The organism is Ideonella dechloratans, assembly GCF_021049305.1.
In the GTDB taxonomy this organism is placed as follows: domain Bacteria; phylum Pseudomonadota; class Gammaproteobacteria; order Burkholderiales; family Burkholderiaceae_C; genus Ideonella; species Ideonella dechloratans.
Genome location: NZ_CP088081.1, coordinates 2,529,124 through 2,554,428 on the forward strand (window position 1 = coordinate 2,529,124; position 25,305 = coordinate 2,554,428).

Genomic DNA, 25,305 nt, shown 5'->3' on the forward strand with positions numbered 1-25,305 from the left:
CCCCGATGATCCGCCCGACGGTGCTGGTCCTGATCGCCGCGGTGGCCCGCAATGGCGTGATCGGCCGCGACAACCAGTTGCTCTGGCACCTGCCCGAGGACATGGCGCATTTCCGCGAGACCACCCGCGGCGCGCCGGTCATCATGGGCCGCAAGACCTGGGAATCCCTGCCTCCGCGCTTTCGGCCCTTGCCCGGGCGGCGCAACATCGTGCTCAGCCGCCAGGCCGGTTATGTGGCCGAAGGGGCGGAGGTGGTCGCCACGCTGGAGGACGCCATGCTGCGCCTCCAGGCATCCCCCCAGGCCTTCGTGATCGGCGGCGAACAGCTCTACCGCCTGGCCCTGCCGCGCGCCGACCAGCTCGTGCTCACCGAACTCGACCGCGACTACGAGGGCGACGCCCATTTCCCGGCCTGGGATCCGGACACTTTTGCCGAGGTCGAACGTCGCCCCGCGCAGTCGGCGCCGGCCGACGGCCCCCGTTACGCCTTTGTCACCTACCAGCGGCGCCCCGGCGCCTGAAGCTCCCACCATGTCCGGTCACGGTTTCCATGTCCACGGTCCCCACGATCACGAACTCGAACACGCCGCCCACGCCGATCCCGGCGGCATGGCAGGCCAGCTGGCGGTGGTGACCGCCATCCTGGCCACGGTGGGCGCGCTGTTCTCCTACATGGGCGGCACCGCCCAGGCCAATGCCGTGCTGGACAAGAACACGGCCGCCATCAAGAAGACCGAAGCCTCGGACCAGTGGAACTTCTACCAGGCCAAGAGCAGCAAGCAGAGCCTGGCGGAGTTGGCCGCCGTGCTGGCGCCGGAGGCCAAGCGGGCCGACTACGAACAGCAGGCCCAGCGCTACAAGACCGAGAAGGAGGCCATCAAGGTCCAGGCCGAGGCGCTGGAGAAGGAATCCAAGGACTGGGATGAGCGCTCCGAACAGCAGCTGCACATCCACCACCGCTGGGCCCAGGCCACCACGGTGCTGCAGGTGGCCATCGCGCTGGCCGCCATCGCCCTGCTGACCCGGCGCCGCTGGCTGGAATGGGCCACGATCGGTGGCGGCGTGGTGGGCATCGCCATCGGCGTGGCCGCCCTGCTGCACCTGTGAATCCGCCGGGGGCTCAGGCGGGGGCCACCGCCCCGCGGTCCTCGCTCCATCGCGCGAGCGCCTGCGCAGGCATCGGTCGGCCGTAGAGATAGCCCTGCAGTTCATCGCAGCGGGCCTGGGTCAGCGCCTGAGCCTGTGCCTCGGTTTCCACGCCTTCGGCCACCACCGTCAGGCCCAGCGTGTGCCCCAGGCCGATCACGGCGTGGATCACCGCCAGATGGGTGCTGTCCTCCAGCATGCCCAGCACGAAGGAGCGGTCGATCTTGAGCCGGTCGATGGGAAAGCGGTTGAGGTAGTTGAGGCTGGAGTAGCCAGTGCCGAAATCATCGATCACCAGTCCGACGCCCAGGGCACGGATCTCGCGCAGCACCGCCAGGTTGGCCTCCACGCTGTCCATGAGCATCGACTCGGTCAACTCCAGCTCCAGCACGCCCTGGGGCACGGCGTAGCGCTGCAGGCAGGCACGCAGATGGTCCAGCAGTCCGGGGTGGCGCAGCTGCAGGGCCGACAGGTTCACCGACACCTCCCGCGGCAGTTGTCCGGCCCCTTGCCAGGCCTGGATCTGCCGGCAGGCTTCCTCGATCACCCAGGCCCCGATCGGCACGATCAGGCCCGATTCCTCGGCCACCGGAATGAACTGGGCGGGTGAGACCGCGCCCAGGTCCGGATGCTGCCAGCGCAGCAGGCCCTCCACGCCCATCAGCGCCCCCGTGCCGGCCGCCACCCGGGGCTGCCAGTGCAGGGTCAGGCCCTCGCCGTCGGCCGCCTGGCGCAGTGCAGTTTCCATGGTCAGGCGCTGCTGGGCGCGCTCGGTCATCTCCTGGCTGTAGAACTGCGCACTGTCGCGCCCCTCGGATTTGGCCTGGTACATGGCCGTGTCCGCATGGCGCATCAGCAGGTCCAGCTCGTCGGCATCGTCGGGGTACATCGCGATGCCCACGCTGCAGGAGACATGCAATTCGTGCTCGTTGACCCGGTGCGGCGCCCGGATCAACGGGATCAGGCGCTGGTCCACCACATGCGCCACCTCGTCCGCGCCATGCACCCCGCTGAGCACGATGATGAACTCGTCGCCCCCGAGTCGGCTGACGGTGTCGCCGGCACGCACCGCGTCCGACAGGCGCTGCGCCACCGAGCGCAGCACCCCGTCGCCCACATGGTGGCCCAGGGTGTCGTTGATGTCCTTGAAGCGGTCCAGATCCACGAACAGCAGGGCCACGTGCTCGCCAGTGCGCTGGGCCTGCTGCAGGGCCATGCGCAGGCGCTCGATGCACAAGGTGCGGTTGGGCAGCCCCGTCAGCACGTCGTGGTGCGCCAGGTACTGGATGCGCTCCTCGCTCTTCTTGCGGTCGCTGATGTCGATGGAGGTGAAGATGTAGTGCGACCAGGCGCCCTGCGGTTCACGCACGCCGCTGACCATCAGCCAGGCCGGGAAGTCGCTGCCGTTGTGGCGTTTCAGGCGCAGTTCGCCCTGCCAGGTGCCGCGCTTGGCCACCACCTCCCAGAGGGTCTCCAGCGTCGCGGCGGGCACCTGGAACAGGATCTCGGGTGCCGCGCCGACCACCTCGCCCACATCGTGGCCGGTGGAGCGGTAGAAGGCCTGGTTGGCCGACAGCACCCGCCGGTCGGCATCGACGATCAGGATGCCCTCGGAGGAGGCTTCGTACACCTTGGCCCACAGTTCCAGGCGCCGCTCCATCAACTTCAGGTGGTTGATGGGGGTGAAGAGGGTCAGCACCGCATCCTGTCCCTGGTAGGCCAGGCGCCGGGCGGAAAGCACCGCCCAGGCCGTCTCGCTGCCGCCATGCCAGCGGACTTCGAACTCGTCCACCGCCCCCCGATCGGCCAGCTGCTGGAAGAAGCGGGCCCGCACCGAGGGCTCCAGCCCGGTGGCCCAGGGATCGCGCCGTCGCCCGGCCAGCCAGGCCTCGGCCGGCGCATTGGCGTGCAGCACCTCGTGGCCGGGAATGGCGGTCACCACGATGGCGATGGGCGTGGCCTCCAGCAGGGCCTGCTGGGCGTGGGCCGCACGCGCACTGGCGGCCAGTTCCTGCTGCTCCTCGCGGGCGCGGTCCAGCTCCTCCAGCATGCCGTTGAAGCCGTTGACCAGGCGTCCGATCTCGTCCTGGCTGGACCATTCGGCCCGCAGGCTGTGGTCACCCGTGCGGCCCACGGTGTCCACCACCTGGGACAGGCGACGCAGAGGAAAGCGGATCTGCTGCGCCACCATGTAGACCATGCCCAGGATGCAGCTGAGCAGGAAGAGCGCCGTGCCCAGGTGCAGCCACATGCGCGTGTAGAGCCCGGACACCCGCTCGTTCAGCATCATGTCCAGCGTGTCGCCGGCACCGTGCCAGGTGTCACGCAACTGCTCCAGCAGCGCCTGCTGCGCGCTCTTCAGCACGGCCTGGGCATTGGCGTCTTCCGGTGCCTCCACCCATTGGCGGGCAGCGGTGCGGAAGGCCTCGATCTGCGCCACCAGAGCCGCCTCGCGCTGGCCCTGAAGAGCCATCAGTGCCGGCCGGGCCGCCAGGGCCTCCGACCAATCCGACTGCATGCCCCTCAGGGTGGCATCCAGCTGGCCTTCCAGCACCAGGTACTGCGTGGCGCGCGAGGTGTCGCGGTGCCGGGCCAGGTGGGTCACGATGCGGTGCTGCACCTCCAGCAGTTCGGGAAAGCGCAGCACGATGAGGGACATCATGTAATAGCTGTCCAGGTCCGGATCGAGGATCAGGTTGGACTGGTTGCCCAGGCGGGTCAGCAGGGCGCGCCCTTCGCCGATGACGGCGGATGCCGTGGGCGAAGGCTCCAGTGCCGCCACCAGGTGCTGGTTGAGCTCACCGCTGCCCATGCCGGCGCCGTGCTCCTGCTCTTGCGCACGCAGGCGCTGGACATGCTGCGGCCAGCTCAGGCGGGGGGCGGCATCGGCGCCCAGGCGGGCGCCATCGATCAGCGTGTCCCGCAGGGTGCTGATGTAGGTGTTGCCCGCGATCTCCTTGCGGGCGAAATCGATGAAGAGGAACTTCTCGTTGACCAGGATGCTGGTGACGTAGATCACCGCGCAGAGATCCAGCAGGTAGATCAGCAGCAGCTTGCGCCCCACGCTCAGCCGCGACAGCAGGCGAGCGAAAGGGTTTCGGGTTGTATCAGGCATATCCGCAGGTTTAGCAAAGGCCATGCCGCTTCACGCCCGGAAACGGGCCGGATTCGCTAGCATGCGCGGATGCAATTCGCCACCTGGAATGTGAACTCCCTGGCCGTGCGCCTGCCCCAGCTGCTGGACTGGCTGGCCGCGCACCCGGTCGATGCCCTGGTCCTGCAGGAAACCAAGCTGACCGACGACAAGTTCCCGCAGGCCGAGATCGAGGCCGCGGGCTACCGCGTCGCCTTCCACGGCCAGAAGACCTACAACGGCGTGGCCCTGCTGTCGCGCGAGGCCGCCAGCGACATCACCAGGAACATCCCGGGCCTGGCCGACGAGCAGGCCCGCGTCATCGCCGGCACGGTGGGCGACACACGGGTCATCGGCGCCTATTTCCCGAACGGGCAGGCGCCGGGCAGCGAGAAGTTCGCGTACAAGATGCAGTGGCTCGATGCGCTGCGCGCCTGGGTCCGGGAGGAACTCGCCCGCCATCCGCAGCTGGTGCTGATGGGCGACTTCAACATCGCCCCGGAAGACCGTGATGTCTACGATCCGGTGGCCTGGGCCGGCCAGATCCACTGCACCCCGGAAGAGCGTGCGCATTTCCAGCAGCTGCTGGGCCTGGGCCTGAGCGACGCCTTCCGGCTCTTCGAGCAGCCCCCCAAGAGCTGGAGCTGGTGGGACTACCGCAACCTGGCCTTCCGCAAGAACCAGGGCCTGCGCATCGACCACATCCTGGTCAGCCCGGCGCTCAAGCCCCGCGTGTCGGCCTGCGAGATCGACAAGGCGCCGCGCAAGAACGAACGCCCCAGCGACCATGCCCCGGTGATCGTGACGCTGGACGCCCAGCCCTGAGGCGGGCGTCCGGGCACCGTCCGCTCAGTCGTCCAGGGACAGTTCCTGGATCTTGCGGGTGATGGTGTTGCGGCCGATGCCCAGCTTCTGGGCCGCCTCGATGCGCCGGCCGCGGGTGATGTGCAGGGCCGTGCGGATGAGCCGGGCCTCGAACTGGCGCGTGAGCAGGTCCCAGACCTCGGGCGAGCCGGATTCCAGCAAGCGCCGGGCCTCGATCTCCAGGTCGCTGAGCCAGCGCGGGTCGCTGCTCAACCCCTGGGACGCCACCTGTTCGGCAGCCGGCAGAGCACCTGGCGACGACACCGCCGGCGCCTCCTGCGTGGGCAGGCCCTGCGGCAGACCGCTGGCGACAGGCATCACCGTCGAAGGTGCGGCCGTGGCCGCCAGATCCCCCACGGGCGACTGGCTGAGGATCTCGGGAGGCAGGTCCTTGCTCTCGATCACCTGGGCCGGGGCCATGACGGTGAGCCAGTGGCAGATGTTTTCCAGCTGACGCACATTGCCCGGGAAGCTGAAGGCCTTCAGGCGCTCCAGGGCCTCGTCGGTGATGCGCTTGGGCTCGACCCCCAGTTCCTTGGCGCTCTTCTGCAGGAAGAAGCGGGCCAGGGCCGGCACGTCGTCGGAGCGCTCGCGCAGCGGCGGCAGGCGCAGGCGGATGACGTTCAGTCGGTGGAACAGGTCTTCGCGGAAGGCGCCATCGCGCACCCGCTGCTCCAGGTTCTGGTGGGTGGCGGCGATGACCCGCACATTGGCCTTGAGCGGCTGGTGCCCGCCCACACGGTAGAACTGGCCGTCCGACAGCACGCGCAGCAGGCGCGTCTGCAGGTCGAAAGGCATGTCGCCGATTTCGTCCAGGAACAGGGTGCCGCCATCGGCCTGTTCGAAGCGGCCGCGGCGCATGGTCTGCGCGCCGGTGAAGGCGCCGCGCTCGTGGCCGAACAGTTCGGACTCCAGCAGGTCCTTGGGAATGGCCGCCGTGTTGATGGCGATGAAGGGACCGTTGCTGCCCTGCTCGCCGCGCGGGCTGTGGCGGTGCAATGCCCGGGCCACCAATTCCTTGCCCGAGCCGGACTCGCCGGTGATCAGCACCGTGACGTTGCTCTGCGAGAGCCGCCCGATGGCGCGGAACACGTCCTGCATGGCCGGGGCCTGGCCGAGGATCTCGGGCACCGGCAGGTTGCGCTCGTCGCTCACCTCCTCGCGCAGGCTCTCCTCCACCGCCCGGCGGATCAGTTCCACCGCCTTGGTCAGGTCGAAGGGCTTGGGCAGGTATTCGAAGGCCCCGCGCTGGAAGGCGGAAACCGCACTGTCCAGATCCGAGTAGGCGGTCATGATGATGACCGGCAGGTTGGGCAACTGCTCCTTGACCTTGCCCAGCAGATCCAGGCCCGAGCCGCCGGGCATGCGGATGTCGCTGACCAGCACCTGGGGCTCGTCGTCGGCCAGCGCCGCCAGCACCTCGCGGGGGTTGGCAAAGCTGCGCACCGGCAGCTGTTCGCGCGCCAGCGCCTTCTCCAGCACGAAGCGGATGGATTGATCGTCGTCGACGATCCAGATGGGTTTCATGGGGGCAGTCTTTGCGTCAGGGCAACGGGATCAGGATCTTGAAGACCGTGCGTCCCGGCTCACTGTCGCATTCGATCGTGCCCTGATGCTGCTGGACGAAGGTTTGCGCCAGAGTGAGCCCCAGCCCGGAGCCCCCTTCACGCCCTGACACCAGGGGGTAGAAGATGCGCTCCTTCAGGCTGTCGGGGATGCCTGGTCCGTTGTCCTCGACATGCAATTCCAGTGCCAGTCGATATCGCTGCTTGCCAATGGTCACTTGTCGCGCCACGCGCGTGCGCAGCACGATGCGGGCGTCGCCCTGCTCGATCCGCTCGCTCAGCGCCTGGCAGGCGTTGTGAACGATGTTGAGCAGGGCCTGGATGAGTTGCTCTCGGTCGCCTCGGAATTCGGGCAGCGAGGCGTCGTAATCGCGCTCCACGGCCAGCCCGCGCGAGTGTTCGGCCAGCACCAGCGCCCGCACCCGCTCACAGACCTCGTGGATGTTCACATCACCGATCACATGCGGCTTGCGGTGGGGCGCCAGCAAGCGGTCCACCAGGGTCTGCAGACGGTCAGCCTCGTGGATGATGACCTGGGTGTACTCGGTCAGCTCCGGCGAGGGCAGGTCCATGGCCAGCAGCTGGGCCGCGCCACGGATGCCGCCCAGCGGGTTCTTGATCTCATGCGCCAGATTGCGGATGAGTTCCTTGGTGATCTGCGCCTGCCCCATGGCCCGCTCCTCGCGGTCCTGGCGGGTCTGCTGCTCGATCTCGAGCATCTCGACCAGGATGCGCTGATGGGATGGCTCGGTCTGGCTGACGATCACATGGACGGGCAGCGGATCGGTGAAGCCCACCACGCTGCGGCGCAAGGCGCCTTCGAAGCGACGGGTGGCGAATTCGTTGCGGGAGACGGCCTGAATGGCCTCGTGCAGCTGGGCCGGTTCACGAAACCAGTCCAGCAGAGAGCTTTTCACCAGTGAGCGGCGCGACTGGCCGATCATGGTCTCCAGCCCGGCATTGGCATACAGGCAACTGCCGTCCGGGTTGACCACTGCCACCATGGTGGCCAGCAGATCGAAACTCTCCCAGGCGCGGGCCTCGGCAGATTCCTGGGAGCGGAGCAATTTCACCCTCACAGCACCGGCCGGCTCAGTCCAGCTTGCCCAGTTCGCGCTTGATGGCCGCCACATCGGCCTCCTTGCGCGCGATGGATGCCTTCAGATCGGCCGTGCGATCCAGATACTTCTGGTAGTTGCGCTCATCACCCCGACGCTCGGGCTGACCGTTGTTGTATTCCTTCTTGAGGGCATCGAGCTCGCCCTGCGCCTTGCTCAGTTCGTCCGACAGGATGCGCTTGGCATCGCTGTCACGGGCCTTCTGCTCGTTGCGGTCCACCCTGGCCTCGACGCCTGCGCCACTGGCCGGCGCGGCAGATGCCGAACGCGGCTTGGGGCCGGAGATGGTGGTGGGCTCCGTCGCCTCCTTGGCCTTGCAGCCCTTCTGGGCGGCCTCCTTGGCGCTCAGCGTGTTGGTGAACACATTGCCCGGACACACGTAGTAGACAGAGCCTGCCTGGGCCATGGACGGCAAGGGCGCCGACAGGGTCAGCACCAGCGAGCCAGCAGCCAGCCAACGCATGGCAATGGGACGAAGCGGAGACGGGGCGGAAGACGTCATGAGGGCATTGTCACTCGAAAAAAAAAGGGACGGCAAACGCCGCCCCCTTTCCGTTGAGCATGCCTGCCGTGCAGGTCACAGAGCGTAGTACATGTCGTACTCGACCGGGTGCGTGGCCATGCGGAAGCGGGTCACCTCTTGCATCTTCAGCTCGATGTAGGCATCGATGTAGGCATCGGTGAAGACGCCACCCTTGGTCAGGAACGCGCGGTCCTTGTCCAGGTAGTCCAGGGCCTGGTCCAGGCTGTGGCAGACGGTCGGGATCTTCGCGTCTTCTTCCGGCGGCAGGTGGTACAGGTCCTTGGTGGCGGCTTCGCCCGGGTGGATCTTGTTCTCCACGCCGTCCAGACCGGCCATCAGCAGGGCTGCGAAGGCCAGGTACGGGTTGGCCGAGGGATCCGGGAAGCGCGCTTCGATGCGGCGGCCCTTCGGGTTGGCCACGTACGGGATGCGGATCGAGGCCGAGCGGTTCTTGGCCGAGTAGGCCAGCTTCACCGGGGCTTCGAAGCCGGGCACCAGGCGCTTGTACGAGTTCGTGCCGGGGTTGGTGATGGCGTTCAGGGCACGGGCGTGCTTGATGATGCCGCCGATGTAGTACAGCGCGAACTCGCTCAGGCCGGCATAGCCGTCGCCAGCGAACAGGTTCTTGCCGTCCTTCCACACGGACTGGTGCACGTGCATGCCGGAGCCGTTGTCACCCACGATCGGCTTGGGCATGAAGGTCGCGGTCTTGCCGTAGGCATTGGCGACGTTCACGATGATGTACTTCTGCAGTTGCAGCCAGTCCGCACGCTCGACCAGCGAGCTGAACTTGGTGCCGATTTCCATCTGGCCGGCGTTGGCCACTTCGTGGTGGTGCACTTCGACCGGAATGCCCATCTGCTCGAGCAGCAGGCACATTTCCGAGCGCATGTCCTGGCCGCTGTCGACCGGGGGCACCGGGAAGTAGCCACCCTTGACGGTGGGACGGTAGCCGGTGTTGCCGTGCTCGTATTCCTTGCCGGTGTTCCAGGCGGCTTCTTCGGATTCGATCTTGAAGAAGCAGCCGGACATGTCGTTGCCCCAGCGGATGCTGTCGAACACGAAGAACTCGGGTTCCGGGCCGAAGTAGGCGGTGTCGCCCAGGCCGGAAGCGCGCATGTAGGCTTCGGCGCGCTTGGCCAGCGAGCGCGGATCGCGCTCGTAGGGCTTGCCATCGGTGGGGTCGATGACGTCGCAGGTCAGGATCAGGGTCGGCTCTTCGAAGAAGGGATCGATGTTGGCCGTGTTCGGATCCGGCATCAGCAGCATGTCGGAGGCTTCGATGCCCTTCCAACCGGCGATCGAGGAGCCGTCGAAGGCATGGCCCGACGTGAACTTGTCTTCGTCAAAGGCGGAAACCGGCACGGACACGTGCTGTTCCTTGCCACGGGTATCGGTGAAGCGGAAGTCAACGAACTTGACTTCGTTGTCCTTCACCAGCTTCATCACATCGGCGACGGTCTTGGCCATCAAAAAGGCTCCTGGCGGATGAGTTGTCAACAAGTTGCTCGGAGGATGTCGGGCTGGAAATGGCGCTTGTCTACAACCAGTCCGGGGGCATCACAGCGGGGAAAAATGTAGCAGAAACCATGCCCACAATTGGTGATCCCACTCATCCCACTCGGTCGAACAGGCCGTCCAGACTTGCGCCCCTGGGCGGCACATGCACCGAGGCAAGCCACCCGGCGGCGTGCCGGCCGGCGCTCAGCCCCGTTTTGGAATGTTTGTCACCAATTTGGTGCGTTTTGGGTGCACCGTTTTGGAATCATCCCGCGAGCTGGATGCGCAGACCCGCGCGCGCCGCCAAAGCCTGCTGCAGATGCTCGAACGCCGCCGCCGCCGCTTGGGGCGGGCCCTTGACGCCCAACTCGATGTGCAGCCCCCGTTCGGGGTGATCCACGCTGGGCAGGCTGAAGACCCGGACGCCATCGAACCGGGCCTCGATCTCCTCCATCAGCGGCGTGAGGGAGGCTTCATTGGCCCCGAACACATAGAGGGCCAGTTCGGCGTGCTCGGGCGAGCGCAGATCGGCGTAGCGCTGATCCAGCACCCACGCGATCATCGGATGGGCCATGACCGGAAAGCCCGGCACGAAGTGCACATGCCCCACGGAAAACCCGGGGATCTTGTTGTAGGGGTTGGGGATCAGCGACGCGCCCAGCGGAAAGACCCCCATGTTCAGGCGATGCACGTTGTCGGCCCGGTCCGGCTCGTAGGGCACACCCTGTTCGATGGCCACGTCACGCATGCGCTCCAGGATCAGGGCCTTGGCCTCGGGGTGCAGTTGCAGCGGCTGTCCGCAGGCCAGGGCCGCGCACTGGCGGGTGTGGTCGTCCGGCGTGGCACCGATGCCGCCACAGGAGAACACGATGTCACCACTGGCGAACGCCTCCCGCAGGGCCACGGTGATGCGCTCCCGGTCGTCACCGATGTAGCGCACCCAGGCCAGCGCATGGCCGCGCGCGGCCAGCAGTTCGATGACCTTGGCCATGTGCTTGTCCTGGCGGCGGCCGGAGAGGATCTCGTCGCCGATGATGATGAGACCGAAGTTCATGGAGACGGTGTGGATGAGGTGGAACAGAGGAACGCCGCTTCAGCCCTGGGCAGACCCTGGCTCGGGCGGCAGGGCGACGGACGCGACAGCGACCGCCTCACCCGCGCGCGCCCGCGCCCGCTGCAACGCAGCCAGCAGGTAATGGACGAACCACAGGCAGGAGAACGCGAACACCAGCGTGTAGAGCCAGATGGAGACGGCAATCAGCAGCGGTGCCAGGATCAGCGTCATGGCGCTGATGGCCCAGATCAGCGAGGGCGCGGCCCCCAGAAAGCCTGAAATCAGCCCGATCAGCAGCAGGGGCCAGCGGTGCTCCCGCTGCAGGTCGAGACGCTCCTCCCGACTGGCGTGCTCGGCCAGCGCGTCATAGGTCATGACCTGGGCCGTGAGCCAGCCCCAGATCACCGGCGGAATCACCAGCGCCAGCGGCGGCACGAGCCACAGCGGCACCGTGAGGACGAGCGCCACCATGGCCACCAGGGTGAAGAGCCCGGAGCGCCAGGCGCTTTCCCACAGACGCCCCTCCCGCTTGCGCTCCAGCCCCGGAAAGCGGCGTTCGGCCACCAGGCTCACCAGGACCGGCATCATCAGCAGCGCCACCAGCAGCAGGGACATCACCACCGCCACCGGCACGGCCAGGGCCACGATGATCATCGGCGCCATCACGGCCCGGAAACTGGCCCCCATGTAGGTGTCAAGCCACTGCAGGGCCGCGTCGATCAGCGACCAGCTCTCGAGCTGGCTGCGCACGGCGGCCACCGCCGGTTCCCAGAAGAAGTAGCCCAGCACCAGGAACAGGCCGCCGGCGATCAGCAGCGGCAGCAGGGTCAGCGCCAGCACCCGCGGGCGCATCAGGTAGGCCGCAGCCCGCCAGAAGGAGTCCAGAAGCAGCTTCATGTCATCCGGCGGGCCGCAGGCTCCGCTCCAGGCACCGGGTCGCAGGGGTCATTCGTCGTCGCCGCCCAGCACGGAACCGAGCAGGCCACCCGCACCGAAGCCGCCCAGCAAGGAGCCCTCTTCACGCGAGCCACCGTTCTGCGGGGCCGCGGCGAACACACGGCTGGCCAGGCGGGAGAAGGGCAGGCTCTGCAGCCAGACCGTGCCGGGGCCGGTGAGCTTGGCGAAGAACAGGCCCTCGCCGCCGAACAGCGCGGTCTTGACCTTGCCCACGTACTGGATCTCGAAGTTCACATCGGGCGTGAAGGCCACCACGCAGCCCGTGTCCACCAGCAGGGTCTGCCCGGGCTGCAGTTCCCGGCGCACGACGGTGCCCCCGGCATGCACGAAGGCCAGGCCGTCGCCCTCGAGCTTCTGCATGATGAAGCCTTCACCGCCGAAGAAGCCGACCGACAGCTTCTGTTGGAAATAGATGCCCAGCGACACGCCGCGCGCCGCGCACAGGAAGGCATCCTTCTGGCAAACCAGCATGCCGCCGAGCTGGCGCAAGTCCATGGGCAGGATCTTGCCCGGGTACGGTGCGGCAAAGGCCACCCGCTGCTTGCCGCTGGCCTGGTTGGTGTAGACGGTGGTGAACAGCGATTCGCCGGTGATCAGGCGCTTGCCGGCGCCCAGCAGCTTGCCGAACAGGCCGCCGGTGGACTTGGAACCATCCCCGAACACGGTGTCCATGCCAATGCCGGCGTCCATGAACATCATGCTGCCTGCTTCGCCCACGGCCGCTTCGCCCGGATCCAGTTCGACTTCGACGAACTGCATCTCCGAACCCTTGATTTCATAGTCCACCACATCCATGGCCATCGTGATCCCCTTCGGATTGAGTCAGAAGGGGCAGATGGTACCCAAGGCGCATGACCCCGCACCGCCCATGCGAACTCGGGATGGCGTTTTGCGCAGCGAACGGCAGACTGCGCCGGCATGAACAGCGCACCATCCCGTGGGTCGGACTCGTCGCACCGCAGCAAGGCCATCGCGGTGCTGGTCGTCTGCGCCCTGGCCGGGGCGGTGCTGTGGGCATGGCCCTCGGCGGAAGACCGGTCGCCCCCTTCCCCCGCTGCGCTGGCCGCCACCGCACCGCGCCAGCCCGCGCGGCAATTGTCCCTCTCGACAGCCCCGTCCGCCCAGCCCCCGGCTCCGTCAGCCGCCGCCCTGTCAGCCTCGTCGGTGCCAGAGGAGCTCACGCCACAGGAATGGGCGCAGCTGCGCCAGGCTCTGGCTGACACCCCCGACGCGGCCTCGGAGCTTCAGCGCATCGCGCGCTGGCTCGGCTTCCAGCGACGGGGGCAGCGCTTCCAGGACGCGCTGCACCGCCAGGACCACGGGCCCGGAACCCAGGCACTGGCCCGTCAGATCGACGGCGAGATCGACCCCCACCTGGCCCAAGGCGAGCTGAGCGGCCCCGAGGCGCTCGCCCTCAAATCCGCCGTGCTCGCCGAACTGGAGCCCGATGCCCAAGCCCGCGAGCAAACCCTGGTGCGCTGGCGCCAAACCCAGGTGGACAAGGCCGCCCCGGCGGCCGATCCACGAGACGCAGCCTACCTGGCCGCCCAGGCCCAGGTCCTGAGCCAGTGGCGTGCCCAGGCGGGCCATCCCCCGGACAACGCCGCGCTCCAGTCCCGGCTGACCCAGGTGCGCACGCGCGTGTACGCCGCCTCGGCTCCGGCGCCCTGACCCGTCTTCGCCCCCACAACACACACGAGAGGAGACCCCACCATGCACACGCTCTTCCTGCGGATGACCGGCACGCCCAGCGCACTGCGGCGCTGGCTGCTGTGTGGCGCCATGCTGCTCAGCCCCTGGGCCCAGGCGGGCTACTTCACCTGGGACATGGTGGAACTGCCGGCCTCCTCCGGCGCCTCCTGCGGCAACGGCACGCCCTACCGCTTCTTCGTCAACCGCACCCCGCTGAACCACGACGTGGCCATCACATTCGAAGGTGGTGGCGCCTGCTGGGATCAGAACGCCTGCGAAGGCAAGGGCGAGTACGCCGCCAGCAATCCGGACGGCATCCCGCCGGATTACATGAAGTCGCTGAAGTACATGGCGGCCCGGGGCCTCGTGACCCCGTTCTCCTCTCGCCTGGACCCGCTGCAGAAGGTCCGCACCCAGGACTGGAGTCTGGTCTACCTGCCCTACTGCACGGGGGATGTGCATGCCGGCCAGGCCCTGGTTGTCTATGCCGATGCCGACCCCGCACACCCGCGCGTCCAGCACCACCAGGGTCAGGTGAACATCCGCGCCGCCATGGCCTGGCTGCGCAGCCATTGGGGCCGGCCTGACAATTTGCTCGTGGGCGGTTTTTCCGCCGGCGGCGTCGGCTCCACGGTCAACTACCAGACGGTGCGGCAGGTGCTGGCCCCGTCAGGACAGAGCAGCCTGCTGGCCGATTCGGGCCCCCTGTTCAGCGCGCCCCGCGGCAACACCCCGCAGCAGTCGCCCTCCCTGCCGCTGCATGAGCGCATCCGTCAGGCCTGGGGGCTGGACGGTCCCCAGGGCTTGGTGACACAGCTGGCCCGCAAGATCCCCGGTCTGGACACCAACAACCTCGGATCGCTCAACGCCGCACTGGCCCGAAAGTACCCGCAGGACCGTTTCGGCTACCTCGTCTTCCAGACCGACGGCACCTTCTCCGGCTTCAGCTACACCGATTTCTTCCCGGACATCGCCAACGAGCCCGACCCGGACGTGCGCGCCCAGAAGCTCAACGCGCTGTGGCGCACCGACCTGGCCAACTGGCTCCCGCTGCTGGATGCGGCTCCCAACATCGACTATCACGTCCCCTTCTACCGCGACTTCAACGACAGCCACTGCCTGACCATCGTGGACTTCTCGGGCACGGGCATCCAGGAACAGGGCCTGACCGACATCAGCCCCTTCGTCGACAACCTGCTGGACCGCGGACCGACGATGCGCAACGTCGAAGCCGACCAAGTCAGCGACCTGACCCAGTGGCTCAGCCCCATCCTGCGGCTGCTGAACCGCATCCTCTGAGCCTCACCCTTGATCTGACCGGCATCGCCCGCAGGAGCCGGAGGCCACACTCACGGCCTCCGTCCTCGCTGCGCTGCCGCCGATCGCCGCCGGTGCATTGACCTACGTGTTCAACCCGGATGCCGGCCGCATCGGGTGGGCCGGATCGGCGGCCTTCACCTCGGCGGCACCGGTGGACTGGGCGGTCTTTTCGGCGCTGCGCGGTCCTTGGCTGCTGCGTTCGAACGGATCCAACGCCGCTGGAGCTCTGGTGGATTCGCTGGTGTTCCCGCTGGCCGCCGGCTTCTCCCTCGCCTACGTCCCGCTGATGTTTGTTGCCAAATTGGCCGGCGGGGCCGCATGGACCTTGGCACTGGCCCGGCTGCGCAAGCTCGACACACAGCCCCGGTGAGGCACCCTGATCCGGACGGACGAAAAAAAACGGGAACCCTCTCGGGTTCCCGCTTCTGGGAGACGCCCTTGCGGGGCTTCTCCCGGGTAGATGGTGGTGGGTGGCTGACCATCTGCCGACCGGCCTCCCGAGCTTATGAGCACTGGCGCGGGTTGCTGCAGGCACTGGCGAATTCACACCTCACTTCAAATCTTCACTGCTGATGCGATACCCCATCGCCCGGTAGCCACGCTGCCGCTTGTCCCACATCCGCAGCAGCGCCGGATGACCGGTGTCGACGAAGTCGATGATCCGCACGTCAGTCTTGCTGGCGTGCTCGCGGTGCAGGCGCCCGGCGTACTGCTGCAACGTGCCCTTCCAAGACACCGGCATCGCGAGAACCAGGGTGTCGAGCGGCGGGTGATCGAATCCCTCGCCAACCAGCTTGCCGGTGGACAAAAGGACGCGCGGCGCGTCGGGCGGTAGTGCATCCAGGTCCGCGACCAGCGTCGCTCGTTGCTTCCTGGACATTCTTCCGTGCAAGACGAACGGGGCCGGTTGCAGGCTGTCGAGTTCCGTCTTGATGGCATCGAGGTGTTCTGTGCGTTCTGTCAGGACCAGCACCTTGCGTCCCTGCGCGACGGCATCGCGCACCTCGGCGGCAATGGCAGCTGTTCTGGCCGAATCGTTGGCGAGGTGCCGGAAGACGTCCTGAATGCCAGCATCGGTCGGCACGTCGATCCGGCCGAAGCGTGAACGAGGCAGCACTTCCAGATCACGCGGTGCCCCGGCTGGCTTGGCGGCCGTGTATCGGATCGGCCCGCACTGCATGAAGATGATTGGCTGCTGCCCGTCGCGGCGAATCGGGGTCGCCGTCAGGCCCAGCACGTATTTCGCCTTGGTCCGCTTGAGGATCGCGTCGAAGGAGACTGCGCCGACGTGGTGGCACTCGTCGACGATCACCTGCCCATAGTCCTCGACCAGCGGGTTCACCTCACCCTGGCGGGACAGGGACTGCATCACCGCGATGTCGATCTTGCCAGTCGGTTTGGCCTTGCCGCCGCCTATGGTGCCGACCACGCCCTTGGCGACACCCAGAAAAGCTTGCAGGCGCTCCTGCCATTGCTTGAGCAACTCCGTGCGATGCACCAGCACCAGGGTGTTGACGCCCCGCCGGGCGATCATCGCGGCGGCGGTGACCGTCTTGCCGAAGGCAGTTGGCGCGCACAGCACGCCAGCATCGTGGGTGAGCAGTCCTGCAACAGCGGCTTCCTGATCGAGGCGCAGACTGCCGACGAAAGACACGTCCAGCGGCTGGCCGCCGAAGCGTTCGTCTCGCAGGTCACAGGCAATACCGTTCTCTCGCAGCAAGGACAGCGCGGCATCCAGGCAACCGCGCGGCAGGGCGATGTGCTGGGGATAGCTCTCGGCGCATCCAATGACGCGCGGCTTGTCCCACACCGACATCCGCATCGCCTGGGCCTTGTAGAACTCAGGGTTCTGGAAAGCCGCCAGCCGGATCAGCCGGTTGGCCAGAGCCTGCGGCAACTCGGCCTTCTCGAAATAGATCAGATTGGCCAGCGTGACGGTCAGTGACTTCGGCATCGGACCGGCCAGTTTCTTGGCCGATGTATTCTCGCGCTTCCAGGGCGTGGCCAGGTCCTCGTCGTCGATGAAGGTGACGTCTAGCGGATGGACGCCACCCGAGGCCCGGAGGATGGTCGGCTCGATATCGTGCGCGGCCATCGGCTGGATGGACGCGAGGAACGCCCATTGATCAGGGTACGGTCGCAGATCGGGATCGACAAAGACGCTGAAACCCTGCTCCCTCGGACCTTTCTGCAGCGGCAAGGCGATCAGGTTGCCGAACCCGCCTTTGGGCATGGTGTCCTGGTTCGGGAACAGTCGGTCATAGGATTCCAGCTTCAGTTGCCGGGTGCGAGCGCAGGTATGGGTGATGATGGCCGTGCCCAAGCGGCGGGCATCACGCGCTGAAACCCGGCTGGCGAAAAACACCCATGCATGCGCGCCATTGCCGGACCGCGAGATTTCCAGCGCAGCCGGAACACCCTGTGCTCTTCGCAGGACCGCATGAACGCTCGCGCGTCGTCGCTCCAGTCGGCCTCGTCGAAATCCACAGCCAAAAAATAGCAGGTGTCATCCTCCAGCAGCGGATAGACGCCTACTGTGTGCTCGCCGGCCAGGTGATCGTAGATCACCGCATCGGACAGTGGGGTCAGCAGGCGATTGCTGCAATCGCCGCATTTGATGCGCGGCTTTTCGCAGATACCGGCGCGCCACTCATTGGCGCAGGCTGGTGCGTAGCCCGACTTGCCTGAGGTCTTGCCTTCCCATCGAACTGGATAGACATCGGTGCGGCCTCGAAACAGACGGCGGAACAGCGCCACCTTTTCGGCAGTGGAAAGCCGGGACGGTTCCGGCTCCCTCGCCACAACGATAGCTGATTGCGGCGCACGCCACTCAATGCCGTGGGATTCAAGAAGCGCGATCAGGCGGGCGTTTTCGGCCTGCAAAGTTGAGAGAGCTGTCCGTTCAGTCATCGCCCCCGTACTCGGAAAGCAACTCATCCATATCGTCGCCTACGCCGTAACCAAAGTTGTGGCTGATGTTTCGAACCACGCACAGACGTCCCCAGAGCGTGGATCGCGCCGCATCGGGCAATGCAGCAATCGCCTTCAAGGCCTGTTCGAACATTCGCACCAGTGCGTCGAAGTACCCCTCGTCCTGCAGGCCAATGTCGTTGCTGAACCCGGCTGCACGCTCACAGTAAAACACCATCAGTTCCGCAAGTCCGTCGGGTTGCCCGACAGCTTTCTTGTAATCCGAAATAGCCTTTTTGGCCTTGGCTACCGAGGTGTCCTGGTTCTTGAACACGTCGGGCCAGAGCCAGCGGTCGATGGCGGCCTTGTAGGGCTTGAGCACATCTTCGCCGAGTCCGAAGCGGGCGTACAGGAATGCCTGGTTGTCTTTACTGGCGGCGTACAGGTCTTGCACAAGCCCCATCAGGCCAGCGCGGTCGAAGTCGGCCAGTTTGGTTTTAACGTCGCTCCAGCTGGGGGTCGATTTCGGAGTTTTCTTCGTTGCCACGCGCTTCACTCCCTGGGCCGAATCGTTGCGCTGTGTTTAAAAGTCGGGGCCAAGAACTCCGTCGCCAACATACGAACGAGAATCCAGTTCCCGCCCACCAGCTGCGGAGTCATGCTTTGATCCCATATGACCCGGCCAGACGATTCAGCAAATCCTTATGCCGCACCTCTAGATCACCCAGAGTGAAGGTACCCAAGGCCAGGAGACGCTGGGAGTTTGGCAAGCTTTCAACTCGGTCCTCGAAGTAACGCACCCGTTTATCGGCAAAGTCCAGGTTGCCCAGCGACGTGTTCTTACGTCGTGACAGAAGCATCAGGTTGCCGAGCCGGTGAAGCCATACCTCACGCTGCGCATCGGTGAAATCCTTGAGCCATTGGCTGGCTTTGCCCGGTGTCTGCGGCAGAATGTGCTCGACGCTGATCTCGTCGGGCAAGTTCAAGGGTGCGGCATGACTGGCCAGCAGATATTCCAAACGCAACAGCACATACCTGGCAAAGCGCCGCCCATAGATCGCACCGTCGAGCAGATCCATCAGCTGCTTAGAGTCGAAATCGAAAACCCTGCTGGCCAAGACCTCGTCTGGAGTCCTGGCTGACTCGATGGCCTTGAGCACCTCGTTCATGTTGCTGATCCGCTGGGTTGGTGTCAGCTGCACAATCCAGTCGGCCGAAAATTTGTTATCGATGCGCTCGATCAGGTCGAGCAGTTTCTGAGCCTTGAATTTGCGATACCAGGCCAGCACCGGTGGAATCCAATCGGTGGCAGGCAAGCCACGGCGCATCACGTTGATGCGGTTGCGGTACGCGTTGCCAAGGCTGGTTGGCAGGCCATCAAACTGGATTGCCTCGTCGAAAGCGTCCTTGTAGGCTTTGACAGCCTCAAAACTGTCAGTGCCCAGCGCCAGCAACGGTGGTTTGGCACCGTAGATGCGCTCGTCGAATTCCTTGAGCAGACCTTCGCGCGCCTTATCTTTCACGTAGATCGTGCGCACCAGGGATAGGAATCGGTCGAATTCATCACGACCCATCTCGCCCTCGACCTCCTCCCAGTATTCGGCCCATTTGGTGCGCTCACTGTCCTTGCTGATGGCGCCAAGGTTTTTGGCCTTGAGGATGTCGCTGTTCGACAGGGGGATGCCCCGGTCGTTAAGGATGGTGAACAGGCGGAAAGCGTCGTCCAGATCCTCGGTGGAGACATAGATGAACAGTGCGTTGTTCAGCAAATATCCGACAAAGCGGTCAAAGTCTGCCTCAGACGGAAAACGGGTGGTGTCATCAATACTGGCATGTATGGTCTGCAAGCCTGCGGCCATATTCGACAGCGACAGGTTCTTGCTGGCTGCGATGCCCACCAAATCCGGGCTATGAGAGCCACCATCAGTTTTGATGTAACTTTCGATGAAGGTGCCAACGTTATCGCGAATGTCATAGACGATGCGATTGCGACCGGGAATCTTCTTCCACTTGTTCTCTTCCTGGAACAGCATTTCACGGCAAGCGGCTTTAAGCTTGTCATCCGTCACTCGGTCACGGATGCAGGCCAGCATCAGCATTAACGTGGTCAGACGCTGCTGGCCATCCAGTAGTTCGTACTCTTCAAAGCTCACCCCGTCGGTGGTGCGAGTTGCCTTACGCAGCACCATAGAACCCAGAAAGTACTGCCCTTCCGGGTTGTGCTCGCTGGCGTAATTCACATCATCGATCAGCTCGGAAATCTCATCTTTGCCCCAGACATAGGCTCGCTGGTAATCCGGGATGCGGAACCAGAAACGCGAGAACACCTCGCCAATGACGATCTTGGCGCTCTCGATCTGCCCCTTTTTACTTGAACTCATTTCCACTCCCTGGGATTACTTGGATGCAACAGCAAACAGATCATCAAGCAGCGGGTTGTTGTCGATCAGCAGCAGCTTCTTGATCGTGGCGGCCTGGTTGATTTCCAGGCGCGCGAAATGTTCGCCACCAGCCGAAGACTGCTTGCGGATCAGTTGGATGCGCCCGAACAGCCCGCCGTGCTTTTCCGCAAACTTTGCCAACCCGACGGCTTTCTCAAAGTTGTCACTGAGGCTAGGGTCATGGGGCTCCAGAATATCTATGACGAACTCGCTGCCGCTTTTGCGTACCACGACCAGATCTGGAAACATCGGGCGCACGTCACCACCCGTTTCATACGGAATTTCCAGAGACCACGGCTTGCGATCCAGATTGCGCAACCAGCCGACCACTTCAGGCTTGGCCAGTTCCTCCTTCAACACCCCGGCCTCCCAGGAGCCCAATTCGGAACGGAACTGGCCACTGCTTTCTACGTACAGGTGGCGCTCCCAAATCGGATCGGCAGGCGAGCGCTTGAAGTCGATGGATGCCGGCAAATGCCATGGCACTTCGTTAGGCTTGGCCGTCGCCAGCCGCAGCTTCTCGTAATTGACGCGCCGCTGCTCCTTGAGTTTGTAGATGGCCTTCTTGTGCTGGTCGTAAAGACCATCGAAGGCAGCCTCTGCTAACGATTCGAGAATAGCCATTTCTGCCGCGTTGCGTGCCAGGACGATGGCCTCTACCTTGACTTCCAGCGCATCACGATCCGCGTGGGCGCGCCAATACTCCATCTGCAAACCGTGACTGAAGGCGCGCCCAGCCTCTTCGAACAGCCGATCAATGTCCACGTCCGAGGCATCAATGTGATAGTCCGCAGTCGGCTCAGCTACGCCAGTGCCGTTATTGACAGCCAAGGTCCGCAGGCCAACCTGCGTGATCGCTTTGGTCGCCGCGTCAAACTGGCCTGCCGCCTTGATCGCTGCAATGCGCTGCCCCATCCACTCAACGATCTGCTGCTTGGCTTGGCCCCAGGCATCGTCATCAATCTCATCGATGGTCAGACTGCGTGAAATGGCCATATACCGGCGCAGTGGGCTTTGCGCCCGAGCGGCATTCACACGGTACGTGATCAATTCGTCGAGTGCCGCAAAGATGGACTCGCAGCCTTCGCGCCGCTTGAGCACCACCAAATTGCGGCTGGAGCCGGTTTCGGCGGGCGGCACATCTTCCGCGTTGTGCAGCGAGGCCACCACGCTTTCCACGGCCCCCGTATCGAAGTAGGGCAAAAACAGATGCACATCGTTGAGCGCCGCATCCTTTTCGATGCGGCGTGCCAGCGGCGTGCGCACCATCCGGCCCAGCAACTGGGCGATGTAGGTGTGGTCCTCCGCACGGCGGAACGACATCATCACTTCGGCGCGCGGGCAATCCCAGCCGGTGGACAGGCTGGTCTTGAAGAACACCACACCGATGTTTTTGTCCGCATCAATCCGCGAGGCTTCGACCTTGCGCACCCGGCGGCCGCCCACGTCCAGGTCACCCGTGTCGTGCATCGCATGGGCAACCTCGCCTTCGTTCAGGCGACGGCCAATGGCACTCTCGATCACGGTCAGCGCTGCGCCAAGATCGGTCTTGGTGAGTTGACGGTCGGAACCGTTTTCGACCTGCACCACCAGCACCGGCCAGATGGTTTGCTCTTTTTCTTCATGGCAGTACGCGCCCCAGGCGGCCGTCATCTGCCCCCACCGCCGTGCCGCCTCTTCCAAAAGCGCCATCTCAGCCGTGGTGGCGGCTTCCGGGTGATGAATCAGGATGCGGTCTTTCAGCAGGCCGGACTTGCGCACTTCTTCTGCCGGTACGGCCACCTTGTGCGTGGTCACGGTGTGTTCGGCATTGGCAATCAAATCCAGAAACCGCTTGGGCGTAGCCGAGACGCCAATCACCATCGGCATCTTGACCAGGCCCACCTCGGGGTACCCCAGCAAGAAGCGCTGCATCAAGGTTTGCGCGGCCTGCGCTCCCTTGCCCGAGGTCATGCCGCGGTGCGCTTCGTCGATCACCACATAGAAGCGATCCGGAATCGCCCGTGCCGTATTGGTCAGCGTTTCCCAGATCAAATGCTGCCGTCCGTCGCCACGGTTGGTCAGCGGCTGATTGACGGCCAGCTTCTGCGTGTTGATGAAATAGATGCGCCCGCCATCCAGCCGGGGCGCGTCGAAATGCGCATCAATGGTGATGAGCTGATTAACCCGGTACACCTTGTCCGATTTGCTCTCGATCTTGAGCTTGGTTTGCTCGTTGAGCTCGGGCATGTCCGACACCCACAAGATCACGGCATCGGGCTGCGGCGCCCAGTCCAGCGGCCAGGCCAACTGGTCATCGGGCTCATCCAGAATCGCCTCGAACAGCGCCGTCATCATGATGGTCTTGCCGCTGCCCGTAGCGGCCGAGAAGGCCACGACTTGCTGGTTATCCGGCGACACGCTCTTGCGGGCGCTCACCAAGGCCTCGCGCAGTTTGCCCAGCGCGTCTTTCTGAAAATCGAACAGCGTGACCTTCATGCCCGCGCTCCCTGTGTGCCAGCCGGACCGGCAGCGCGGTCCTGATTCTTGTTGATCATGAAATTGAGCAGGTAATCGCGGTACAACTGCACCACCGCCAAGCCGGGGTTGGCCTTGCCCGCCACCTCGCGCACGTCCTGCGCCATGGTTTTGAAGGATTCGTCCGCGTCGGTGACGATGAACACCCGCGACAAGCCGGTGCGACCTTCCAGCGACTTCAGCAAGCGGCCCATGCGGGTTTCATCCAGCAGCACCACGAAATTGCTGCCCTCCGGCGCAAACAGCACCGGCTCCGGCTCGCCGCGTTTCAATTCGGGCCGCGGCCCCACGGCGCCCGCCTTCAGCCACAGCAGCGGCAGTATTTCGCGGAAGGCGCGGCGCAGCGACACGCGCTCCTTATCCAAAAAATCCAGCTTGAAGTAGGCGAGGTTGGCGGCAAAGCCCGCGCTCATCGGGCGCTTTTCTTCCTCCGGCACCAGGATCGGGCCGAGCAGTTCCACCACCTGCGCCTTCAACTGGTCGAACACACGCTTGACGGGCGTGACGATGTAGAAGTCGGTGATGTGTTCTTCCCCGTCGAGTGCTTCCAGCCAATCCTCCGCGGCCGCCGGGTCAAACAGCACGCTGGCCTTGTGACCTTCCGACACGATGAAGGGGCACGGATCTTTCACCAGCGTCTGCGACAGGTCATCGATCAGTGCCACCACCTGTTTCTTTTTGGCCGGTGTATTGAGTTGTGCCGGATCGACAAAGCCGATCTGTGTGAAGCTGCGCGCTTTCTCGCGCTCCACGGTTTTGCCGGTCAGGTATTCACCGGTCAGCACCGAGCCATTGTCCCGCCGGCCCAGGATGGTGTACTTGCTGCGCGGCCAGGTCACCGAACGGCAGATGCCTTGGGCCTCCCACTCTGCATCGCCGGGTTGCAGGCCGCGTGCGCTCAGTGCCGCAGCCTCCTCGGCGGAGACTTCGTTATTGGTGACCAGAATGCAGCGGCGCTGGCCGCCGTCGGTGGCGTTGAGCAGGTTGACGGCATTTAGCGTGGTGCCGCTGCCTGCGAAGAAGTCCACCGTCAAAGCGGTGGGTTTGTCTTCGAGATAGAACCGTAGCGTGTCCCTTACGGCATACAAACTTTTGGGGAATGGGAAGCGGCGATCTGGAAGAATGTCGCCCAGTAGCCGAGAGCCATACTGAGTGGCATCGTGACTAGCGATTCGCCATTGACTACCGGGTACGGCCAGCACGAAGCTGGCGTCGGCATCCTCAACAATTATTGAACCATCTGCCGCGCGTCCGGCCTCTTGGAACTCCCCGCGTTGAATCTTGGCGTATTCACCGTCCTTCAAAATGTAAATTACAAAACCGCGTTTTTCGTTACCCCCAACACGTACACGTCCAAGCCGCATACGCTCTTTGAACGTTTCAGGTGACCATTGCCAGTTGCCTTCTGTTTTGTTTTTGCGAATTGGCAGAACAGCAACGAGACCTGGGATTTGTTCCGCAACGGAAACACCTTCAGGCAATGCTGAACCGACTTTTTCGATTGCCTTTGTCTTTGGATTAACGTAGATCGGATAAAAACAGCCAGGGGAGTGACTCCTCTCGGCATTCGTGCCCGAGCGCCGAAGTAGATCCCAACGAATATTTCCTGTGTGGGTTCGCCCCTTTCCTGAAACCCATTCGCGACTGAGTCGAAGTCGATTTGGTGCTGCTTGACCAAACATAACCACAAAGATGTATTCGTCTGCCCGACCGAAGCCTCCAGCACGCGCAACTACTGCAGGGTTGATCATGGTGCTGATCATCTGAATTCGAGCTTCTGGAAACTGCTGTTCGAGCAACATCCCAAGGTGCAAATACTCTTTTTCGTCAATCGTGACGATCAGCACCCCGGTATCCGGCTTGAGCAGGCGCTTGGCCAGTTTCAAGCGCTTTTCCATGAAGGCCAGCCACTTGCTGTGCCGCCAGCCATCGTTGCCGTCCACGTAGTCGTTGTTGTATTTCCAGTCCCGCGCGCCGGTGTTGTAGGGCGGGTCGATGTAGATGCAATCGACCTGACCGGCATACAGGTAATCCAGCAACTGCAGCGCGTGGTAGTTATCGGCCTCGATCAGCGTGTGCCAGGGGGCGTCAAGCGGGCCGTTGGCCACGGCATCCACCGGCACCAGCGCGGGGAAGATCGGCTCGCCAAACTCCCGCACCACCAGCAGTTCATCCACCGGAAACTGCACCGGCTCTGCCGCTGCACGGGTCGGTTCGCTAGGGTGGACCTCGTTGCTGGGCTTGACGCAGGTGGCCACGCCCGCGTGGATGGACTGGATTTGCCACACATCTTTCAGCGCACCCTGACGGCGACACACCAGATCGCCCTTGCGTGGCTTGGCGCCGTGCAGCGGCAACAACTCCGGCAGGTGATCTTCAAACACCAGGCCGAATTTCTTTTCTTTCTTCGCGTTGTCCCACTCTGCGGTGAGTCGCTCGCGCAGTCGGGGATCGCTGATTTGGGCGATCAGGGTATCAATGGCGGACAAACTTCCCTCCTTTTGGCCTACCAGCCCTCACGGGCTGCAGACTCGTGTTCATTCAGCAATTCGATGGGGCCGGTCA

Annotated in this window: 19 protein-coding genes and 2 pseudogenes; 6 read left to right on the top strand and 15 right to left on the bottom strand. The window is 64.5% G+C overall.

What is annotated here, in order from left to right:
* The first annotated feature begins 5 nt into the window (after window positions 1-5).
* Window positions 6-521: a dihydrofolate reductase gene (locus tag LRM40_RS11790; RefSeq protein WP_151123390.1), complete on the top strand. Its 516-nt coding sequence runs from the start codon at window positions 6-8 to the stop codon at window positions 519-521.
* 10 nt (window positions 522-531) lie between these two features.
* Window positions 532-1,107 (top strand): DUF4337 domain-containing protein, encoded by a 576-nt coding sequence (locus LRM40_RS11795; RefSeq protein WP_151123389.1) that lies wholly within the window; start codon window positions 532-534, stop codon window positions 1,105-1,107.
* Between the two features lie 13 nt (window positions 1,108-1,120).
* Here the strand turns inward: LRM40_RS11795 and LRM40_RS11800 are convergent, their stop codons facing one another.
* Entirely contained in the window at window positions 1,121-4,261 is a 3,141-nt protein-coding gene (locus tag LRM40_RS11800) for an EAL domain-containing protein (RefSeq protein ID WP_151123388.1), read from the bottom strand.
* A 69-nt stretch (window positions 4,262-4,330) separates the two neighbouring features.
* On the opposite strand from LRM40_RS11800, the gene xth reads away from it, so the two are divergent.
* Window positions 4,331-5,104: an exodeoxyribonuclease III gene (xth, locus tag LRM40_RS11805; RefSeq protein ID WP_151123387.1), complete on the top strand. Its 774-nt coding sequence runs from the start codon at window positions 4,331-4,333 to the stop codon at window positions 5,102-5,104.
* A 24-nt stretch (window positions 5,105-5,128) separates the two neighbouring features.
* On the opposite strand, the gene ntrC is transcribed toward xth, so the two are convergent.
* The 7 genes from ntrC to LRM40_RS11840 form a co-directional block, all read right to left on the bottom strand.
* Window positions 5,129-6,670 carry a nitrogen regulation protein NR(I) gene (ntrC, locus tag LRM40_RS11810; RefSeq protein ID WP_151123386.1) on the bottom strand — a complete coding sequence of 514 codons (1,542 nt, stop codon included), beginning with the start codon at window positions 6,668-6,670 and terminating at the stop codon, window positions 5,129-5,131.
* Between the two features lie 16 nt (window positions 6,671-6,686).
* On the bottom strand, window positions 6,687-7,781 hold the full coding sequence (gene glnL, locus LRM40_RS11815; protein ID WP_259372460.1) for a nitrogen regulation protein NR(II): 1,095 nt from the start codon (window positions 7,779-7,781) through the stop codon (window positions 6,687-6,689).
* A gap of 19 nt (window positions 7,782-7,800) precedes the next feature.
* Entirely contained in the window at window positions 7,801-8,328 is a 528-nt protein-coding gene (locus LRM40_RS11820) for a hypothetical protein (RefSeq protein ID WP_231067519.1), read from the bottom strand.
* A gap of 75 nt (window positions 8,329-8,403) precedes the next feature.
* A complete protein-coding gene (glnA, locus tag LRM40_RS11825; RefSeq protein WP_151123384.1) occupies window positions 8,404-9,819 on the bottom strand; it encodes a type I glutamate--ammonia ligase in 1,416 nt (471 codons plus the stop codon).
* Window positions 9,820-10,114: 295 nt separating this feature from the next.
* Window positions 10,115-10,903: a competence/damage-inducible protein A gene (locus LRM40_RS11830; protein WP_151123383.1), complete on the bottom strand. Its 789-nt coding sequence runs from the start codon at window positions 10,901-10,903 to the stop codon at window positions 10,115-10,117.
* Window positions 10,904-10,942: 39 nt separating this feature from the next.
* On the bottom strand, window positions 10,943-11,800 hold the full coding sequence (locus tag LRM40_RS11835) for an EI24 domain-containing protein (protein WP_151123382.1): 858 nt from the start codon (window positions 11,798-11,800) through the stop codon (window positions 10,943-10,945).
* 48 nt (window positions 11,801-11,848) lie between these two features.
* Window positions 11,849-12,661, bottom strand: coding sequence for a TIGR00266 family protein (locus tag LRM40_RS11840; protein ID WP_151123381.1), 813 nt, complete (start codon window positions 12,659-12,661; stop codon window positions 11,849-11,851).
* A 117-nt stretch (window positions 12,662-12,778) separates the two neighbouring features.
* Between LRM40_RS11840 and LRM40_RS11845 the strand changes: the two genes are divergently transcribed.
* From LRM40_RS11845 to LRM40_RS11855, 3 genes and pseudogenes are all read left to right on the top strand, one after another.
* Window positions 12,779-13,531: a hypothetical protein gene (locus LRM40_RS11845; RefSeq protein ID WP_151123380.1), complete on the top strand. Its 753-nt coding sequence runs from the start codon at window positions 12,779-12,781 to the stop codon at window positions 13,529-13,531.
* A 42-nt stretch (window positions 13,532-13,573) separates the two neighbouring features.
* A complete protein-coding gene (locus LRM40_RS11850) occupies window positions 13,574-14,851 on the top strand; it encodes a pectin acetylesterase-family hydrolase (RefSeq protein ID WP_151123379.1) in 1,278 nt (425 codons plus the stop codon).
* A 61-nt stretch (window positions 14,852-14,912) separates the two neighbouring features.
* Window positions 14,913-15,242, top strand: a pseudogene (locus tag LRM40_RS11855) (VUT family protein); the annotation flags it as partial.
* 180 nt (window positions 15,243-15,422) lie between these two features.
* Here LRM40_RS11855 and LRM40_RS11860 read toward each other — a convergent pair.
* The 7 genes and pseudogenes from LRM40_RS11860 to LRM40_RS11880 form a co-directional block, all read right to left on the bottom strand.
* The gene (locus LRM40_RS11860) at window positions 15,423-16,967 is read right to left on the bottom strand and encodes a DEAD/DEAH box helicase family protein (RefSeq protein WP_375138555.1); all 1,545 of its coding nucleotides are present in this window, start codon (window positions 16,965-16,967) and stop codon (window positions 15,423-15,425) included.
* A 39-nt stretch (window positions 16,968-17,006) separates the two neighbouring features.
* Window positions 17,007-17,258 (bottom strand): annotated as a pseudogene (locus tag LRM40_RS21585) (TOTE conflict system archaeo-eukaryotic primase domain-containing protein); the annotation flags it as partial.
* Entirely contained in the window at window positions 17,147-17,809 is a 663-nt protein-coding gene (locus LRM40_RS21475) for a TOTE conflict system archaeo-eukaryotic primase domain-containing protein (protein WP_375143001.1), read from the bottom strand. The gene LRM40_RS21475 and the pseudogene LRM40_RS21585, both read right to left, overlap by 112 nt.
* Window positions 17,775-18,329 carry a hypothetical protein gene (locus LRM40_RS11865; RefSeq protein WP_151123377.1) on the bottom strand — a complete coding sequence of 185 codons (555 nt, stop codon included), beginning with the start codon at window positions 18,327-18,329 and terminating at the stop codon, window positions 17,775-17,777. The genes LRM40_RS21475 and LRM40_RS11865 overlap by 35 nt, the downstream gene beginning before the upstream one ends.
* Before the next feature lie 109 nt (window positions 18,330-18,438).
* A complete protein-coding gene (locus tag LRM40_RS11870; RefSeq protein ID WP_009517701.1) occupies window positions 18,439-20,163 on the bottom strand; it encodes a DUF262 domain-containing protein in 1,725 nt (574 codons plus the stop codon).
* 15 nt (window positions 20,164-20,178) lie between these two features.
* Window positions 20,179-22,701: a DEAD/DEAH box helicase gene (locus tag LRM40_RS11875; RefSeq protein WP_151123376.1), complete on the bottom strand. Its 2,523-nt coding sequence runs from the start codon at window positions 22,699-22,701 to the stop codon at window positions 20,179-20,181.
* Window positions 22,698-25,229 carry a site-specific DNA-methyltransferase gene (locus LRM40_RS11880; protein ID WP_151123375.1) on the bottom strand — a complete coding sequence of 844 codons (2,532 nt, stop codon included), beginning with the start codon at window positions 25,227-25,229 and terminating at the stop codon, window positions 22,698-22,700. The genes LRM40_RS11875 and LRM40_RS11880 overlap by 4 nt, the downstream gene beginning before the upstream one ends.
* Window positions 25,230-25,305 lie beyond the last annotated feature (76 nt).

Excerpts from the sequence above, each read along its gene's own strand:
- LRM40_RS11790 (WP_151123390.1), top strand. The coding sequence starts at position 6 with ATGATCCGCCCGACGGTGCTGGTCCTGATCGCCGCGGTGGCCCGCAAT.
- LRM40_RS11795 (WP_151123389.1), top strand. The coding sequence starts at position 532 with ATGTCCGGTCACGGTTTCCATGTCCACGGTCCCCACGATCACGAACTC.
- LRM40_RS11800 (WP_151123388.1), bottom strand. The coding sequence starts at position 4,261 with ATGCCTGATACAACCCGAAACCCTTTCGCTCGCCTGCTGTCGCGGCTG.
- xth (WP_151123387.1), top strand. The coding sequence starts at position 4,331 with ATGCAATTCGCCACCTGGAATGTGAACTCCCTGGCCGTGCGCCTGCCC.
- ntrC (WP_151123386.1), bottom strand. The coding sequence starts at position 6,670 with ATGAAACCCATCTGGATCGTCGACGACGATCAATCCATCCGCTTCGTG.
- LRM40_RS11820 (WP_231067519.1), bottom strand. The coding sequence starts at position 8,328 with ATGACGTCTTCCGCCCCGTCTCCGCTTCGTCCCATTGCCATGCGTTGG.
- glnA (WP_151123384.1), bottom strand. The coding sequence starts at position 9,819 with ATGGCCAAGACCGTCGCCGATGTGATGAAGCTGGTGAAGGACAACGAA.
- LRM40_RS11830 (WP_151123383.1), bottom strand. The coding sequence starts at position 10,903 with ATGAACTTCGGTCTCATCATCATCGGCGACGAGATCCTCTCCGGCCGC.
- LRM40_RS11835 (WP_151123382.1), bottom strand. The coding sequence starts at position 11,800 with ATGAAGCTGCTTCTGGACTCCTTCTGGCGGGCTGCGGCCTACCTGATG.
- LRM40_RS11840 (WP_151123381.1), bottom strand. The coding sequence starts at position 12,661 with ATGGCCATGGATGTGGTGGACTATGAAATCAAGGGTTCGGAGATGCAG.
- LRM40_RS11845 (WP_151123380.1), top strand. The coding sequence starts at position 12,779 with ATGAACAGCGCACCATCCCGTGGGTCGGACTCGTCGCACCGCAGCAAG.
- LRM40_RS11850 (WP_151123379.1), top strand. The coding sequence starts at position 13,574 with ATGCACACGCTCTTCCTGCGGATGACCGGCACGCCCAGCGCACTGCGG.
- LRM40_RS11860 (WP_375138555.1), bottom strand. The coding sequence starts at position 16,967 with ATGGCCGCGCACGATATCGAGCCGACCATCCTCCGGGCCTCGGGTGGC.
- LRM40_RS21475 (WP_375143001.1), bottom strand. The coding sequence starts at position 17,809 with ATGAGTTGCTTTCCGAGTACGGGGGCGATGACTGAACGGACAGCTCTC.
- LRM40_RS11870 (WP_009517701.1), bottom strand. The coding sequence starts at position 20,163 with ATGAGTTCAAGTAAAAAGGGGCAGATCGAGAGCGCCAAGATCGTCATT.
- LRM40_RS11875 (WP_151123376.1), bottom strand. The coding sequence starts at position 22,701 with ATGAAGGTCACGCTGTTCGATTTTCAGAAAGACGCGCTGGGCAAACTG.